General features: G+C 61.4%; 13 protein-coding genes and 1 pseudogene. 8 read left to right on the forward strand and 6 right to left on the reverse strand.

The window, feature by feature from the left end:
• Nucleotides 1-272: 272 nt before the first annotated feature.
• The 3 genes from HQ912_RS20395 to HQ912_RS20405 all read left to right on the forward strand — a co-directional run bounded on the left by HQ912_RS20395 (nt 273) and on the right by HQ912_RS20405 (nt 5,375).
• Nucleotides 273-1,631, forward strand: coding sequence for a TolC family outer membrane protein (locus tag HQ912_RS20395; RefSeq protein WP_107322109.1), 1,359 nt, complete (start codon nt 273-275; stop codon nt 1,629-1,631).
• 27 nt (nt 1,632-1,658) lie between these two features.
• Nucleotides 1,659-3,818 (forward strand): type I secretion system permease/ATPase, encoded by a 2,160-nt coding sequence (locus HQ912_RS20400; RefSeq protein ID WP_173407229.1) that lies wholly within the window; start codon nt 1,659-1,661, stop codon nt 3,816-3,818.
• 192 nt (nt 3,819-4,010) lie between these two features.
• Nucleotides 4,011-5,375 (forward strand): HlyD family type I secretion periplasmic adaptor subunit, encoded by a 1,365-nt coding sequence (locus tag HQ912_RS20405; protein ID WP_047227896.1) that lies wholly within the window; start codon nt 4,011-4,013, stop codon nt 5,373-5,375.
• Between the two features lie 151 nt (nt 5,376-5,526).
• Here the strand turns inward: HQ912_RS20405 and HQ912_RS20410 are convergent, their stop codons facing one another.
• Nucleotides 5,527-6,123, reverse strand: coding sequence for a tRNA-uridine aminocarboxypropyltransferase (locus HQ912_RS20410; RefSeq protein ID WP_047227897.1), 597 nt, complete (start codon nt 6,121-6,123; stop codon nt 5,527-5,529).
• Nucleotides 6,124-6,132: 9 nt separating this feature from the next.
• Nucleotides 6,133-7,026, reverse strand: coding sequence for a LysR family transcriptional regulator (locus HQ912_RS20415; protein WP_047227898.1), 894 nt, complete (start codon nt 7,024-7,026; stop codon nt 6,133-6,135).
• Nucleotides 7,027-7,351: 325 nt separating this feature from the next.
• On the opposite strand from HQ912_RS20415, the gene speB reads away from it, so the two are divergent.
• The 4 genes from speB to HQ912_RS20435 all read left to right on the forward strand — a co-directional run bounded on the left by speB (nt 7,352) and on the right by HQ912_RS20435 (nt 11,879).
• Nucleotides 7,352-8,302, forward strand: a complete 951-nt coding sequence (speB, locus tag HQ912_RS20420) for an agmatinase (RefSeq protein WP_003198979.1) — start codon at nt 7,352-7,354, stop codon at nt 8,300-8,302.
• Between the two features lie 9 nt (nt 8,303-8,311).
• Nucleotides 8,312-8,737, forward strand: a complete 426-nt coding sequence (locus tag HQ912_RS20425) for a YybH family protein (RefSeq protein ID WP_173407230.1) — start codon at nt 8,312-8,314, stop codon at nt 8,735-8,737.
• Between the two features lie 51 nt (nt 8,738-8,788).
• Nucleotides 8,789-10,333, forward strand: a complete 1,545-nt coding sequence (locus HQ912_RS20430; protein WP_260990094.1) for a purine-cytosine permease family protein — start codon at nt 8,789-8,791, stop codon at nt 10,331-10,333.
• A gap of 157 nt (nt 10,334-10,490) precedes the next feature.
• Nucleotides 10,491-11,879 (forward strand): sodium:solute symporter, encoded by a 1,389-nt coding sequence (locus HQ912_RS20435; RefSeq protein ID WP_047227901.1) that lies wholly within the window; start codon nt 10,491-10,493, stop codon nt 11,877-11,879.
• A 267-nt stretch (nt 11,880-12,146) separates the two neighbouring features.
• Here HQ912_RS20435 and HQ912_RS27895 read toward each other — a convergent pair whose 3' ends face one another.
• Both HQ912_RS27895 and ptrR read right to left on the reverse strand, forming a co-directional pair.
• Nucleotides 12,147-12,275, reverse strand: a complete 129-nt coding sequence (locus HQ912_RS27895; protein WP_256222727.1) for a PA1414 family protein — start codon at nt 12,273-12,275, stop codon at nt 12,147-12,149.
• 140 nt (nt 12,276-12,415) lie between these two features.
• Entirely contained in the window at nt 12,416-13,309 is an 894-nt protein-coding gene (ptrR, locus tag HQ912_RS20440) for a putrescine utilization regulator PtrR (RefSeq protein ID WP_047227902.1), read from the reverse strand.
• Nucleotides 13,310-13,412: 103 nt separating this feature from the next.
• On the opposite strand from ptrR, the gene HQ912_RS20445 reads away from it, so the two are divergent.
• Nucleotides 13,413-14,585 (forward strand): MFS transporter, encoded by a 1,173-nt coding sequence (locus HQ912_RS20445; protein ID WP_173407232.1) that lies wholly within the window; start codon nt 13,413-13,415, stop codon nt 14,583-14,585.
• Here HQ912_RS20445 and HQ912_RS20450 read toward each other — a convergent pair.
• Together HQ912_RS20450 and HQ912_RS20455 are read right to left on the reverse strand one after the other, a co-directional pair.
• Nucleotides 14,586-16,030: pseudogene (locus HQ912_RS20450) on the reverse strand (NCS1 family nucleobase:cation symporter-1). It lies immediately after the preceding gene.
• 421 nt (nt 16,031-16,451) lie between these two features.
• The gene (locus HQ912_RS20455) at nt 16,452-17,288 is read right to left on the reverse strand and encodes a S1 RNA-binding domain-containing protein (protein WP_047227905.1); all 837 of its coding nucleotides are present in this window, start codon (nt 17,286-17,288) and stop codon (nt 16,452-16,454) included.
• Nucleotides 17,289-17,331 lie beyond the last annotated feature (43 nt).

Consider the following 17,331-nt stretch of genomic DNA (forward strand, 5'->3'; position numbering starts at 1 on the left):
ACCTCTTCACATCGCTTCAAAATGATTATGGAACTTTATTGACGCCCAAAATCCGTCAGGACCCGCAGATTCAAAGGCTTTCGCTTTGAACAATGTGCCGCTTTTTTCCAAGCACATAAGTTTTTTTTGGCATAAGTCTTATGAGAAATTCTTCTTAGGTTTTGCGCAGGATGTTCTTAGCTGTGTTGTTACAAGCTTGAAACGGTTTTGATCTTAAATACGTCAATATTTTGGCGACAGCGAAGCACAACAGACCTTAGGAGATGCACCCCATGCGCGTTCTTTCCCCCCTCTGCAGCGCGGTTTTGCTGGCCATGGCCTGCTCTTCTTCAGCGCAGGCCATGTCGTTGACCGAAGCGATCCAGAGCACCATTGCTACTCACCCGGAACTGGCGCAACGGGTCGATAGCCGTCTGTCGGCCAATGAAGACGTCAAGGTCGCCAGAGGGGGGTTCTTCCCGTCGGTGGACTTGAATGCCGGCTACGGGCGCGGCTACAGCGACAACACCAACACCCGGGCGCTGGGCAATCACCACACCAATATCCTGACTTACACCCAGTCGGAGCTGCGCCTGCGGCAGATGCTGTTTGACGGGTTCAACACCGCCAATGAAGTGGAACGCACCAAAGGCGTGGTCAATTCCCGGGCCTACTACGCCCAAGGCACCGCCCAGGACCTGGCGCTGCGCACCATCGAGGTTTACCTGGAAGTGCTCAAGCGTCGCGAGCTGGTGACCCTGGCCAAGAACAACCTGCAAGCTCACCTGCGCGTCAACGACCAGATCGGCCTGCGCACCGAGCGTGGCGTGGGCAGTACCGCCGACTCCGATCAGTCCAATGCTCGCCGGGCCCTGGCGGAAAACAACTACGACACCGCCCAGGTCGATCTGGCCGACGCCGAGGCTAACTTCTACAGCGTGGTCGGACGCATGCCCGATGAGCTGGAAACACCGCCCTCGACCAAAGGCGAGATGCCCGCTGACCTGCGCCAAGCCCAGCAAAGCATGGTGGATAACAACCCGTACCTGAAATCGGCCCAGGCCGACGTACAGTCCGCCGAAAGCCAGTATGAAGTGGCCAAGTCGCCGTTCTATCCGCGGTTCGACGCCGAGGCGGCGGTGGGCGCCAATAACAACCTCGGCGGCGAAGAAGGCCACGACAACAACTGGCGGGTCGGCGTGGTGATGAACTACAACCTGTTCCGCGGCGGCAGCGACAAGGCGCGGTTGGCGTCCAATGCCCACCAGATCAACCAGGCCATGGACATCCGCAACAACGCCCTGCGCCAGCTCAACGAAGACACCCGCCTGGCCTGGAACGCGATGCTCAACGCCCGCAAGCAGACCCCCACCGCCCGGGAATATGCCGAAACCACTTCCCGTGTACGCGCCGCCTATCAGGATCAGTTCGGTCTCGGCCAGCGGACCCTGCTTGATGTGCTCGACAGCGAAAACGAGCTGTACAACGCCAACCGTCGCTACACCGAAGTGCGCTACACCGAGGAATACTCGATGTATCGGGTATTGGCGAACATGGGCCAGCTGTTGAGCAAACAGCGCGTGGTGCTGCCGGCCGACGCGGTCGCTCAAACAGAAGTCAAAAACGAAGCGCGGCTGCCCGAACTGAAGTAGCCCCCCAAAAAAATGGGAGCGATCAATGTGACCAGCATGGAACCCGCAACCCTCAGCACCGATCCGCGGCTGAATGTCGATGATCCCTTGCTTGACGGTCTGTTGATCCTCTGCAAACTCCATGGCGCGACAGTCAGCCGCGCCAGCCTTGGCGCCGGGCTTCCAATGGCGCACCAACGTCTGAGCCTGGACCTACTGCCGCGCGCAGCGGCCCGGGCCAATTTGCAGGCGCGCTTGCTGCGCCGAGAGCTGGCCGATATTTCGCCACTCAACCTGCCGGTGATGCTGATTCTGGCCGGTGGTCGTTGCGCCGTGTTGCGGCGCTGGAGTGAGGACGGCCAGGCGCTGATCCTGCCCAGCGAAGCCGATGGCGGCGAGCAGTGGGTCAGCCGCGACGAACTGAGCGCCGTCTACAGCGGCCAGGCGTTGTTCGCCCGGCCGCGCCATGAACTCGAAGACCTGCGTGCACCCTTGGTTCCACGGGTCGAGGCCTGGTTTCGTGACACCTTGAAACTGTCGCGCTGGCTGTACAGCGACGCGATCCTGGCAAGTTTGCTGATCAACCTGCTGGGGCTGATGGTGCCGCTGTTCGTCATGCAGACCTATGACCGCGTGGTGCCGAACCAGGCCACGTCGACGTTGTGGGTGCTGGCCGTGGGGCTGTTGATCGGCACGGGATTCGAACTGGTTTTGCGCGTGGTGCGCGCCCATCTGCTGGACACCGCCGGCAAGAAAACCGACGTGATCCTCTCCGCGACCCTGTTCGAACGCATCACCGGCATGGCGATGAAGGCCAAACCGGTGACCATCGGCGGGTTCGCCCAAAGCATCCATGACTTCCAGGGTCTGCGCGAATTCCTGACCGCTGTCACCCTCACCAGCCTGATCGACCTGCCCTTCGCCGTGCTGATGCTGGTGGTGATCGGGTTGCTGGGTGGCTGGCTGGTGGTGATTCCGGTGGTGGCTTTTCCGCTCACCATTATTTTCGCCATGATCATCCAGGCACGCCTGCGTGACACCGTGCAAAAAAGCCTGGCCCTGGGCGCCCAGCGCCAGGCATTGCTGATTGAAACCCTCGGCGGCCTGGAAACCCTCAAGGCTTGCAGCGCCGAAAGCGAGCGCCAGCATCAATGGGAAAGCACCCACGGCGCCCTCACCCGCCTGGACAGCCACGCCCGCAGCCTCTCGGCGCTGGCCACCAACGGCACGCTGTTTTTGCAACAACTGGCCGGCATGGCGACCATCGTCGCCGGGGTCTACAGCATCATGGCCGGTAACCTCAGCGTCGGCGCGCTGGTGGCGACCTACATGCTCGGCAGCCGGGTGCTGGCGCCGCTGGGGCAGATCGCCGGGCTGATCACCCGCTACCAGCAGGCACAGCTGACCATGCGCAGCACCGATGCGCTGATGGCGCTGCCCCAAGAGCGCGATGCCAAACAACGGCCGCTGGATCGCACCCAATTGCAGGGCGCGCTGGACGTCAGCGGCGTGACCTTCCATTACAACGGCCAGAACGCCCCGGCGCTGGCGAATGTGAGTTTCAGCCTCAAGCCCGGCGAACGGGTCGGGATCATCGGTCGCAGTGGCTCGGGCAAGAGCACCCTGGCGCGCCTGGTGATGGGATTTTATGAGCCCCAGGAAGGCCAGTTGCTGCTTGATGGGCTCGACCTTCGGCAACTGGACGTGGCGGACCTGCGCCAGCAGATCGGCTATGTCGCCCATGACCTGCCGCTGCTGGCCGGCAGCCTGCGGGACAACCTCACCCTCGGCGCCCGCTACATCAGCGATGCACGCATGCTGGAAGTGGCGGAACTGACCGGCGTCACCGAACTGGCCCGCCAGCATCCCCAGGGCTTCGACCGCCCGGTGGGCGAGCGCGGGCAGTTGCTCTCCGGTGGGCAACGCCAGGCCGTGCTACTGGCCCGCGCCCTGTTGCTCGACCCGCCGATCCTGCTGCTGGACGAACCCACCAGCGCCATGGACAACAGCAGCGAAGACGTGTTGCGGCAAAAGCTCCATACCCATGTGCAGGGCAAGACGGTGCTGCTGGTGACCCACCGCACGTCGATGCTCAGCCTGGTGGATCGGCTGGTGGTGCTGGACAACGGCCGGATTGTGGCCGATGGGCCCAAGGAAGCGGTGATCGATGCACTGCGTAAAGGACGGGTGGGGTCTGCGGCGGTGTAACAGCCCACACAGTCCCTGTGGTGAGGGGATTTATCCCCGCTGGGCTGCCAAGCAGCCCCAAGAGCAATCAACTCAATCAGGCTGGCACACCGAGGTGTCTGGTTTTAGGGCTGCTTCGCAGCCCAGCGGGGATAAATCCCCTCGCCACAAAAGCCGCACCGACCTTAGCTCTTTTAACTGACGGGTATCCCCATGTCTGCTCAAACACCCGATTCAGCGGCCCGAAGCTACTTCGGCAGTTTCAGCAAAAGCGCCGAAAGCGAGTTCATGCCGGAAACCGCCGGTGCCGCGCTGCAGGATTCGCCCCGTCGCTCGCGGGTCACGGTGTGGCTGGCGGCCGGACTGATCATCACCGCGTTGGTGTGGGCCAAACTGGCAGTCTTGCAGGAAGTCACCACCGGTGAAGGCAAGGCCATTCCTTCGAGCAAGATTCAGGTAATCCAGAACCTGGAGGGCGGCATCGTCACCGAGATTTTCGTGCGCGAAGGGCAGATGGTGAACAAGGGCGACACCCTGCTACGCCTGGACGACACACGGTTTCTGTCGAACAAGGGCGAAAGCGAGGCCGACCGTTATGCTCTGACCGCCCAGGTCGAACGCTTGTCGGCCGAAGCCGAAGGCCGACCTTTCGAACTGTCCGCTGAAGTCATCAGCAAGGCCCCGCAAGTGGCCGAGGACGAACGCTCGCTGTATGAACAACGACAGCGGCGCCTGGCCAGCGAACAGCGGACGCTGTCCGAACAACTGCGCCAGAAAACCCAGGAGCTGGCGGAGTTTCGCTCCAAGCAGGGCCAGTTCAGTTCCAGCCTGGCCTTGCTGCAAGAAGAGATGAACATGTCGGCACCACTGGTGCGCACCGGGGCGGTGTCGCCGGTGGAAATCCTGCGGCTCAAACGCAGCGCAGTGGAAATCCGTGGTTCGCTCAACGCCACCACCCTGGCGATTCCTCGGGCCGAATCGGCGATCAACGAGATCAAGAGCAAGATCGACGAATCGGAACAATCCTTTCGCTCCGAAGCGGCCAAGGAACTCAATGAGAAACGCACGGAGTTGTCAAAAATCACCGCTTCGAGCATTGCCATCGACGACCGCGTGACCCGCACCACCGTGGTCTCGCCGGTACATGGGGTGATCAAGCAGCTAAAGGTCAACACCATCGGCGGCGTAGTGCAGCCGGGCAGCGACATGGCAGAAATCGTGCCGCTGGAAGACAACCTGCTGATCGAAGCCAAGGTCCGCCCCCAGGACGTGGCCTTCCTGCATCCGGGCCAGAAAGCCATGGTCAAGTTCAGTGCCTATGACTACACGATCTACGGCGGGATGAGCGCCAGGCTCGAACTGATCGGCGCCGACACCATCACCGATGACAAGGGCAACAGCTTCTACCTGATCCAGGTGCGCACAGATAAAAATCACTTGGGCGGCGATGCCAAACCGTTGTTGATCATTCCTGGGATGGTGGCGACGGTGGACATCATTACCGGGGAGAAAAGTGTCCTGGATTACCTGCTCAAGCCGGTGTTGAAGGCGCGGACTGAGGCGATGCGTGAGCGGTAGGCCTTGAGCTGAGACTTTGGTTGATTGTGCTGCCGCTATCGCGAGCAGGCTCGCTCCCACATTGGATCTGTGGTGTTAGCAGATTTTTGCATGCACTGGAGATCAACTGTGGGAGCGAGCCTGCTCGCGATGAGGCCAGCAAAGGCACCACTCATTTCTCGGCATGATTACGCCGAAAAACCTCCTCCCCCATCGCCGCAATCTGCCCCTCGATCAACGCTTCGAACGGCCTCAGCAACGGCTCAAAACAGGTCGGTGCCTCAAGGGTTTGCAGCGCCTGGACAACCGCCTCCACCGTCGACAATGCCCCTGGCCCTGGCGCCTTGCGCAAGCGGTATCGAGACACACCGCCCGCGGCCAGCGTCACCCTCGGCAGCGCCGCTAACAGAGGGTTGAGGTGCAGCAACTTGCGCGCCTTGCGCCAGGTGCCGTCCGGGACGACCAGTAGTAGCGGATCCTCAGACGGAGCATAAGCATGCATGGGCTGCGCCTCTTCGCCGGGAAACAAAAGCCGCGCCTGATAACCCGGTTGATTGAGCAACCCAGGCAAATCCTCGAACACCTCGCCCACGATCAACTCGGCATTATTGAGCCCCAACGCCGCCAGCCGCGCGGTGTTCAGGGCATGGTTCACCTCGCTGGGATGCTGCAACAACAGCACCCGGGTGCGACTGTCGAGGCTGGGGATCAGCGGGCACAGGCAATGACTTTGCGGCCTGTGGCAGCGCGGACAATGAATTCTGGACATGACGGCACCTCAGGCCTGGTTGAGCTGCGCCTTGAGCAGATCGCGAAAAGTCTGGATCAGCGGCTCACGGCTGCGGCCACGGCGTACGATCATCGAAAACGGTGCCTGATAACCAAAAGTGGCCGGCAGCAACACGCGCAAATCGCCCTTGTCCACCCAGGCCTGAGCATAGTGTTCGGGCAGATAGCCGACGTAGGCGCCGGACAATACCAGGATCAACTGCGCCTCCATGCTCTCCACCGTCGCCGCGCTGTGCTTGAAACCGTGGCGGGCCAGTTCGGCCTGGCTCCAGTAACCGCGCCCGACCATGCGTTGCTGGGTGATGAGTTGCTCAGGGATACGCCGCTCGTTGAACAGCGGGTGACGGTTGCTGCAATACAACCAGTGCTGCTCACGGTACAGCGGCATGTAGACCAGGCCGCTCATGCGCGTGGAAAACGCGCCGATGGCCAGGTCCAGGCGGTTGTCCTGCACGCCCAGTTGCAGTTCGTACGGACTCATGACCGATAGGTGCAGGTGGACCGCCGGATGCTCCTGGCTGTAGGCGCCGATGGCTTCGGCGAACGGCAGGGCTTTGTCGCTGACGGTGGAATCGATCACCCCCAGGTTCAGCGTGCCGCGCAACTCGCCTTTCAGCGCGGCGGCGTATTGCTCGAACCCTTCAAGCTCGCCCAACAGACGCAGGGTCTCCTGGTGGAACAACTCGCCCTTGCTGGTCAGGCTGAACCCACCCCGCCCACGATGACACAACACCAGGCCCAGGGCCGATTCGAGCTGGCTCATGTAGGTGCTGATGGCCGACGTGGAAAGGTTGAGCTCATGCTGGGCATTGGCGAACCCCTGGTGCCGCACGACGCTGACGAAAATGCGCAACAGTTTCAGGTCGGGTAGAGCGTTGGCCATGGGGTCTCTCCATACAGGCGGGTCACTGCACACTTTGTGGCAAGGGGGTTTATCTGTGGGAGCAAGGCTTGCCCGCGATGAAGTCAACGCGGTTTCCCCCTTGGAACCGAGGCGCCTATGTCGCGAGCAAGCTTTGCTCCCACAGCTTTGCTTGCACAGCTTGCAAGCATGGTGTTGCCCCCAGAGATCAATCGCGAGTCTATCGCCCCATCCCGAATTAGTTTAGAAAAATCTGAACTAAGTATTTGCCCCCAGCGATTCTTCCACTCCCAGGCTTTTCGCAGAATCGGCCCCTGATAAATAAAACAACGATGAGGCCCTACCCGTGGACAAGATTCTTCACCAACCACTGGGCGGCAACGAAATGCCGCGCTTCGGCGGCATCGCCACCATGATGCGACTCCCCCATTTACAAACCGCTGCCGGCCTGGACGCTGCTTTCGTCGGCGTGCCGCTGGACATCGGCACCTCCCTGCGCGCCGGCACCCGTTTCGGGCCCCGCGAGATCCGCGCTGAATCGGTAATGATCCGTCCCTACAACATGGCCACCGGTGCCGCGCCGTTCGACTCGTTGTCGGTGGCCGATATCGGTGATGTGCCGATCAACACCTTCAACCTGCTGGACGCCGTGCGGATCATCGAAGAGTCGTACCACAAGATTCTGGAACACAACGTCATTCCCCTGACCCTGGGCGGCGATCACACCATCACCCTGCCGATCCTGCGGGCGATCCACAAGAAACACGGCAAGGTCGGCCTGGTGCACATCGACGCCCATGCCGATGTGAACGATCACATGTTCGGCGAGAAAATCGCCCACGGCACCACCTTCCGCCGCGCGGTGGAAGAAGGCTTGCTCGATTGCGACCGCGTGGTGCAGATCGGCCTGCGGGCCCAGGGCTACACCGCCGATGACTTCAACTGGAGCCGCAACCAGGGTTTCCGCGTAGTCCAGGCCGAAGAGTGCTGGCACAAATCCCTCGCCCCACTGATGGCCGAAGTCCGCGAGAAGGTCGGCGGCGGCCCGGTGTACCTGAGCTTCGATATCGACGGCATCGACCCGGCCTGGGCCCCTGGCACCGGCACCCCGGAAATCGGTGGCCTGACCACCATCCAGGCCATCGAAATCGTGCGTGGCTGCCAGGGCCTGGACCTGGTCGGTTGCGATCTGGTAGAAGTCTCGCCGCCTTACGACACCACCGGCAACACCTCGCTGCTGGGCGCCAACCTGCTGTACGAGATGCTCTGCGTACTGCCCGGTGTGGTCCATCGCTGAGGCGCGGTCATGAACGATCAGGCTCAAGTGTTCAAGGCCGCCGCTGAACTGGTGTCGGCCTTCGCCCGCAATGACCGTGACGCCTACTTCGGCGCCTTCACACCCGACGCGAGTTTCGTGTTCTACACCCTCGAACAACCTCTGCTGTCTCGCGATGCCTACCAGGCGTTGTGGGACCGCTGGCGGTCCGAGGATGGCTTCGAGGTGCTGTCGTGTACCTCGAGCAACGCCTTCGTCAGCCTGCAAGGGGACGTGGCGATTTTCATCCATGACGTGGCTACCGAGTTGCGCATGCAAGGGGAGCGACACTTTAGCCAGGAGCGCGAAACCATTCTGTTCCGCAAGCAGGAAGGACGCACACAAGAACAACAGGGCCTATGGCTGGCCTGCCATGAACATTTGTCCGCTATGCCGGAAGGGCTGCCACCCCCTTAGCCAAACAGACGACGCTCGCACACGATGGGCGCGCCTTTATGATCGGAGCAGATCATGCATAACAATAACGACAAAAGCCTTACGCAAATCGAAACCAACGGGGTCGAACAGATCCCGGACCATGAGCGAACCGCTGGCCCGACGGATCTGTTTCGACTGATCTTCGGCGGCGCCAACACCTTCGCCACCGCCGTGCTCGGCAGTTTCCCGGTGCTGTTCGGCCTCTCGTTCCAGGCCGGGGTCTGGGCGATTGTGCTGGGGGTGGTGCTCGGTTCGATCATCCTCGCGCCCATGGGCCTGTTCGGCCCGCTCAACGGCACCAACAACGCGGTGTCCTCCGGGGCGCATTTCGGCGTACACGGGCGGATCGTCGGCTCGTTCCTGTCGCTGCTGACGGCCATCGCGTTCTTCTCCCTGTCGGTGTGGAGTTCGGGAGATGCGTTGATCGGTGGCGCCAAGCGTTTGATCGGTGTGCCGGAAACCGACTTGAGCCTGGGCCTGGCCTACGGCCTGTTCGCCTTGCTGGTATTGACGGTGTGCATCTACGGCTTTCGTTTCATGTTGTGGGTCAACCGCATCGCCGTGTGGGCCGCCAGCCTGCTGTTTCTGCTGGGCATCGCCGCCTTCGCGCCGGCCTTCGACAGCCAGTTCGCCGGCACCGTCGGCCTCGGCCAGCCGGGCTTCTGGGCGGCGTTCATCGGCGCGGCACTGGTCGCCATGAGCAACCCGATTTCCTTCGGCGCGTTCCTGGGTGACTGGTCGCGTTACATCCCGCGCAACACGCCCAAGCGACGCATCATGCTGGCGGTGATCGCCGCTCAACTGGCGACGCTGATCCCGTTCCTGTTCGGCCTTGCCACGGCCACCATCGTGGCGATCAAGGCACCGGACTACATCGCAGCCAATAACTATGTGGGCGGCCTGCTGGCGGTTTCGCCGGGCTGGTTCTTCCTGCCGGTGTGCCTGATCGCGGTGATCGGCGGCATGTCCACCGGCACCACGTCGCTGTATGGCACCGGGCTGGACATGTCCAGCGTGTTCCCACGAGTTCTGTCGCGGGTCAAGGCAACACTGCTGATCGGCGTGCTGTCGATTGCCTTCATCTTCATCGGGCGCTTCGCCGCGAACCTGGTGCAGAGCGTATCGACCTTCGCCGTGCTGATCATCACCTGCACCACGCCATGGATGGTGATCATGATCATCGGCCTGCTGGTGCGCCGCGGCTTCTACTGCCCGGATGATCTGCAAGTGTTCACCCGTGGCGAAACCGGCGGGCGCTACTGGTTCAGCCACGGCTGGAACTGGCGCGGCCTGGGGGCCTGGATTCCCAGCGCGCTGGTGGGGCTGTGCTTCGTCAACCTGCCTGGGCAGTTCGTCGGACCGCTGGGCGAACTGGCCGGTGGCATCGACATCGGCCTGCCGGTGACCCTGGGCCTGGCCTCGGTGATTTACCTGGTGCTGCTTGGGTTGTTTCCCGAGCCGGCGGCGGTGTATGGGCCGGATGATCCGCGTAGCAAGGGTTCGGTCTCACCGAGCGCCGAACCTGTGGCGAGGGGATTTATCCCCGCTGGAGCGCGCAGCGCTCCCAAACTCTGACATATCAGTGTGCCTGACAGATTGAGTTGACTGCCATGGGGCGGCTGCGCAGCCCAACGGGGATAAATCCCCTCGCCACAACGGCAACGCTCGACTCCATCTGTCCATGGCGCCATCTCGACCTAACTATAAAAAAGACAATCGGAGACACGCCATCATGGCTTTGGATTTAATCGTCGTTCTCATCTATGCCACCGGCATGATTGCCCTGGGTTGGTACGGCATGCGCCGCGCCAAGACTCGTGACGACTACCTGGTCGCCGGGCGCAACCTCGGCCCGGGCTTTTACCTGGGCACCATGGCCGCCACCGTTCTGGGCGGCGCCTCCACCATCGGCACCGTGCGGCTGGGCTACGTCCATGGGATTTCCGGGTTCTGGCTGTGCGGCGCCATCGGCCTGGGTATCGTCGGCCTGAGTCTGTTCCTCGCCAAACCGTTGCTCAAACTCAAGATCTACACCGTGACCCAAGTGCTGGAGCGCCGCTACAACCCCGCCGCGCGCCACGCCAGTGCACTGATCATGCTGGTTTATGCGTTGATGATCGGCGCCACCTCGACCATCGCCATCGGCACGGTGATGCAGGTGTTGTTCGGCCTGCCGTTCTGGGTGTCGATCCTGGTGGGCGGCGGTGTCGTCGTACTGTATTCCACCATCGGCGGCATGTGGTCGCTGACTCTCACCGACATCGTGCAATTCTTGATCATGACCGTCGGCCTGGTGTTCCTGCTGATGCCGATGTCCATCAGCGATGCGGGCGGCTGGGACGCGATGGTGGCGGCCTTGCCGGCCAGCTACTTCGATTTCACCGCGATTGGCTGGGACACCATCCTCACCTACTTCCTGATCTACTTCTTCGGCATCTTCATTGGCCAGGACATCTGGCAGCGGGTGTTCACCGCCCGTAGCGAAGGCGTGGCGAAAGTGGCCGGTACCGCCGCAGGCCTGTACTGCGTGCTGTATGGCCTGGCCGGGGCCTTGATCGGCATGGCCGCCAAGGTATTGCTGCCGGACCTGGAAAACGTCAACAACGCCTTTGCCAGCGTCGTCCAGACCAGCCTGCCCAACGGCATTCGCGGGTTGGTGATCGCCGCCGCCCTGGCGGCCTTGATGTCCACCGCCGCGGCCGGCCTGCTGGCAGCCTCCACCACTGTGGTCCAGGACCTGCTGCCGCGTCTGCGCCAGGGTCGTGAAAGCGGCAATGGCGACGTTCATGAAAACCGCATCGCGACCCTGCTGCTGGGCGTGGTGGTGTTGGGCATCGCCCTGGTGGTGAGCGATGTGATCAGTGCCCTGACCCTGGCCTACAACCTGTTGGTGGGCGGCATGCTGATTCCGCTGATCGGCGCCATCTACTGGAAACGCGCAACCACGGCCGGCGCGATCACCAGCATGTCGCTGGGCTTTTTGACCGCGCTGTTCTTCATGATCAAGGACGGCCTGGACGCCAATACGCCGATCTACTACAGCCTGAGCGTGGCGCTGGTGAGTTTCGTGGTGGTGAGTCTGTTGTCGCCTCGGTCGAAGGTGGTGGCCAAGGCGGTCTGAAAGCAGCTTCTTCGAGGGTGTGGCGTCGGTGGCCACACCTTTTTTTTGCCCTTGTATCGCTCAGTTCCAGACGATGAAAACCCTGTGGGAGCGAGCCTGCTCGCGATAGCGGTGTATCAGTCAATATCAATGGTGGCTGATCCGCCGCTATCGCGAGCAGGCTCGCTCCCACAGAGATTTTCCTTCAAAAACAAAAAAGATCGCAGTCTCAGGCTGTTTCAACTGAAACAGCCTGAGACTGCGATCTCTCCGATATTCGCGGTGTTTTTACCGACGGCGCGGCTGGCGGCGGCGCTGCTCGTCATCGGTGCGGATAGGGATCGGTTGCATGGGCGGCTCGATCAGGCCGAGCGCGACACCCAAGTCGTGAAGCCAGTTCTGGATTTTCTCTTTCATCGTGGTGCCCCCTTCAGGGTGGTACGAGCGGCAAAATTCTGTGGCCCCTTCGCACTGATAATAGTCCGAAGTCCTACGCAATGCTCGTCACACATTGCAATGATCTGTTACTGAATCCATCAAAATCCAACGCTAGGCGCTCAAGCTGATCGTTCCACCATCAGCGGCGCCCGCGGCCGGGCCTGTTGCTGCAGTTCAATCCAGGCGGTGAGATTGGCCCCCACCATCCCTTTGCGCCACATCAGCCAAGTCGTGGCACTGGCAAACGGCTCGGCCAACGGATGCATCCTCACACGCTCGCGGCCCGGCAGGCTGGCGAGCATCGACTCGGACATCAGCGCCACCCCGGAGCCGGCAATCACACAGGCCAGCATCCCCTGATAAGACTCAATCTCCATCGCCCGGCCCATGGCCGCATGGTCATGGGCAAACCAGGCTTCCAGACGCATGCGGTAGGAACAGCCCTGGCGAAAGGTGAATACCGAGCGGCCCTGAACATCCAGCGCACTGCGCACTGGCGGGTGATCGGCCTCGGTGATCAGCACCAGCCGCTCGTCGCACAACGGCACCCCGTCCAACCCCGCCAGCTCCAGCGGGCCGTCCACCAGCGCCGCGTCAAGGCGCCCGGTGAGCAAGCCTTCGAGCAGTTCACCGCTGGGCGCCGACTGCACCTGCAAATTCACCGCCGGGTACGTGCGGTGATAACCGGCCAGCAGGTCCGGCAAATGAATCGCCGCCGTGCTGTACATCGTACCCAACACAAAATCCCCGGCCGGTTGCCCGCCCTGCACGGCAGCATGGGCTTCGTCGTGCAGAGCAAAAAGCTTGATCGCATAGTCCAGCAGGACTTTTCCCGCCGGCGATAGCTGCAAACGCTGACGCTCGCGCAGGAAAAGATCCACGCCCAGTTGCTCCTCAAGCTGCTTGAGCCGGGTCGAGAGGTTCGACGGCACCCGATGCAACCGCTCGGCAGCGCGGGTAATGGAGCCTTCCTCGGCCACGGCCTGGAAAATCCGCAATTGGCTGAACTCCACGACATTCTCCAAAAATGAACAAGTTACTCACTATTATTCATTTTTAATGAAAGTCAATCAGTCCTAGCCTGACGGTCATTCGCCTCAACGCTGGAGACCCGCCATGTCACCTCTGATTCGCCTGCTCGGCAGTTTCATCGCCCTGATGATGGCCATGGGCATTGGTCGCTTCGCCTTAACGCCGCAGTTACCTCATTTAATCGGCGAAGGTCAGATCGACTTGACCGCCGCCGGTCTGATTGCCGCGGCCAACTACCTGGGTTACTTCCTCGGCGCGCTGGACGCCATGTTCGCCCGCCGTCCGGAACAGGTGCGGCGGCGTTTGATCGGGGGCCTGTGGCTGTGCGTGCTGCTGATCCTGGCTTCGTTCTGGGCCTGGGGCTTCTGGCCACACTTGGCACTGCGCTTTGGTACCGGAGTGGCAAGCGCCTGGGTGTTGGTGATGATCACCGCCCTGAGCCAACCCTTGGCTGCGGCGGCGGGACGGCCACGGCTCGGCGCCCTGGTGTTTGCCGGCCCAGGGTTGGGGATTTTTCTGACCGGTTTGCTCGCCTTGGGCTCGAACCTGCTCGGCCAGACCTCCGCGACCCTGTGGCTGGTGTATGCCGGCGTGGCATTGGCGATGCTGCTGGTGATTCTGCCGATTCTGCCGCAACCCGCCGCAGCCGCGACCGCTACAGCGCCCGTCAGCGCCTCGCCGAACCGTGGCATCGCTCGACTTGGCGTGGTGTATGCCCTGTACGGCTTGGGCTACATCATTCCCGCCACCTTCCTGTCGCAGATGGCCTCGGCGCAGTTCCACGGGCAATGGCAAGCAGACCTGTTCTGGCCCTGCTTCGGTCTGGCCGCCGCCACTGGCGTGTTGCTGGTCAGCTTGCGTCGTCCCAACCCGAACACCACCGGTCGCTGGCTGATCGGTACACTCTGGCTGCAAGCCGCCGGAGTATTCGCCTGCCTGCTGGGCAGCGGGCCGGGGCTGGCGCTGGGCGTAATCCTGTGTGGAGCACCATTCCTGGCCTGCATGCAACTGGTAATGCTGCGTTCCCGGGAACTGGCACCCCACGCCACCCAGCGCAACGCGGGCCTGTTGACCGCCTGCTTTGCCTTGGGCCAGCTCAGCGGGCCATTGCTGGCGGCGTCGAGCAGCCACTTCAGCGGTGGCTTGCAACCGGCGCTGATCATTGCCGGCAGTGGCCTGCTGCTGGCCGGCGGGCTGTTACTGCGGCCCGCCAGCGGGGGTACGGTGAGCCCTTGCGCCCAGACCGCCCTGCGTTAATCAGGCCTGGCCGAGCGATGGGCTCAGGTGCACGGTCGAGTCACGCCGTGCCAAGGCGAAATACAACACCCCGCCCAGGAAGCAACCGGTGAACCAGGCGAAATTGGCCATCGGTGCAACATCGGCGTGAAGGTAATCGCCACGCCCATCAACGTCGCCGGCACCAGCGCCTTGACCGCCGTCCAGTTGATGCCGCCGCTGTAGTAATAGCGCCCGCTGGGCCCGTCATTGAACAGCGCATCGACGTCGATCTGCTGTTTTTTGATCAGGTAGTAATCCACCAGCAGAATCCCGAACAGCGGACCGATGAACGCTGCCAGCACGTCCAGGGTGTAGTGGATCACTTCGGGGTTGTTGAACAGGTTCCACGGTGTGATGAATATCGATGCAATGGCGGCAATCATGCCGCCGGCACGCCAGCTGATCTTGCTGGGGGCAACGTTGGCGAAGTCGAACGCCGGGGATACAAAATTGGCGACAATATTGATGCCGATGGTGGCAGTCACAAAGGCAAAGGCGCCCAGCAACACCGCCACGTCGTTGTCGATACGCGCCACGGTGGCGATCGGGTCATGGAGCATTTCGCCGAACACCGGCAACGTCCCGGAAACAATCACCACGGTCACCAGGGAAAACGCCAGGAAATTCACCGGCAGCCCCCAGAAATTGCCACGGCGCACGTCAGACATGCTCCGGCAGTAGCGACTGAAATCACCAAAATTGAGGGTCGGGCCGGAGAAGTACGACACCACCAACGCCGTCGCGACGATCACCTGACCGAACGCTTGCCAGCCGGACAAGGACTTCTCCGCCAGAGTGAAATTGATGTTGCTCCAGCCGGCTTTCCATACGATCCAACCCGCCAACAGGAACATTACGGCGTACACCACCGGTCCGGCCCAGTCGATAAAGCGACGGATCGACTCCATACCGGCCCAGAACACCAGCGCCTGGACGAACCACAAGCTGAGGAAACCGAACCAGCCCAAGTAGGACAATCCGGCAAATTGCGGCGAGGCATAGACTTCCATGGAAGGAAAAAACCGCAGCACCACAATGATCAGCGCGCTGGAAGCCAGGTACGTCTGAATGCCGTACCACGCCACTGCGATCAAGCCGCGGATCACCGCAGGAATATTCGCGCCGAAGACCCCAAACGCCAGGCGACAGATCACCGGATACGGCACCGCCGCTTGCTGGCTCGGTTTGGCAACCAGATTGGCGATCAACTGCACGAGGCAGATGCCGCAGAGCAACGCAATCAACACCTGCCAACTCGCCAGCCCCAACGCGAACAGGCTGGCAGCGAACACATAACCGCCGACGCTGTGCACATCACTCATCCAAAACGCGAAAATGTTGTACCAGTTCCATTTCTGCGGCAGCGGGCCCAGGTCTTCGTTATAGAGACGAGGGCTGTAGCCGTTGGGCAATTGCTCGGACATTGCGAGGCTCCTTTTGAGGACCGCCGTGCCCCCGTATCAACCTGCTCACCATACTGCGCACGGGAGCCGGCATGGTTTGTATACGGGTTGCTACGCAGAATGCATGCCAGAGGTGGGGAATATGAGACAAACTGCGGTGTGTGGCGGGGACTAAAGCCGGGCAGGAGCAGGCACGCGCCCACGAACAGGGCGCGGGTGCATGCTAAAGGTGCAGGGTTTTGTATACAGAGGAGAGCCGAACACCGCTCCTGTGGCCAGGAGATTTTGAGGAACGGCGCACCGCTGTGGGAGCAAAGCTTGCTCGCGAAACAGGCGCCTCGGTATCAGAAAGACCGCATCGTCTCCATCGCGGGCAAGCCTTGCTCCCACAGCGGCCTCCCCTGGCCACATGAATCCTTATTTGCCGTGGCTCGACTGAAGATCAGCTCAACTCAATCCGATCAGCATGAATGACAATTTGCCCATTCTTGTAGAGCGCACCAATGGCTTTCTTGAAGTTGCCCTTGCTGACACCAAACAGGCTGCTGATCAGCACCGGGTCGCTCTTGTCGCTGACCGGCAGCGTGCCGTTGTTTTCGCGCAACTTGGCGAGGATCTTGGCATTGAGGCTGGTCGCCGCTTCCTGACCCACCGGTTGCAAACTCAAGCTGATCTTGCCGTCCGGGCGGATTTCCTTGATGAAACCTTTTTCCTGCTTGCCGGCGCGCATGAACTTGAAGATTTCGTTCTTGTGAATCAGGCCCCAGTGCTTGTTATTGATGATCGCCTTGAAGCCCATGTCGGTGGCTTCGGCGACCAGCAAATCGACTTCCTGCCCCGGCGTGTAGTTGGCCGGGGTCTTGTCCAGATAACGGTCCAGGCGCGCCGTGGCGGTGATGCGGCGGGTGTGCTTGTCGAGGTAGACGTGCACCACGCAATATTCGCCGGCGGTCATCTGGCGCTTTTCTTCGGAATACGGCAGCAGCAAGTCCTTGGGCAGGCCCCAGTCCAGGAATACACCGATGCTGTTGACTTCAACCACTTTCAGGCTGGCAAACTCTCCGACCTGAACCTTGGGTTTTTCCGTGGTAGCGATCAGTTTGTCGTCGCTGTCCAGATAAATAAAAACATTGAGCCAGTCTTCATCTTCGCTGGGAATATCCTTGGGGATATAACGATTGGGCAGCAGAATTTCGCCGTCCGCACCGCCGTCCAGATATAAACCGAAGTGAGTGTGTTTAACCACTTGCAAACTGTTGTAGCGCCCGACTAAAGCCATTTCCAATACCCTCATTGCGTGGGCGGCATTCTACCCGGTTTTG

Source organism: Pseudomonas sp. MPDS (assembly GCF_013283895.1).
Classification (GTDB): Bacteria; Pseudomonadota; Gammaproteobacteria; order Pseudomonadales; family Pseudomonadaceae; genus Aquipseudomonas; species Aquipseudomonas rhizophila.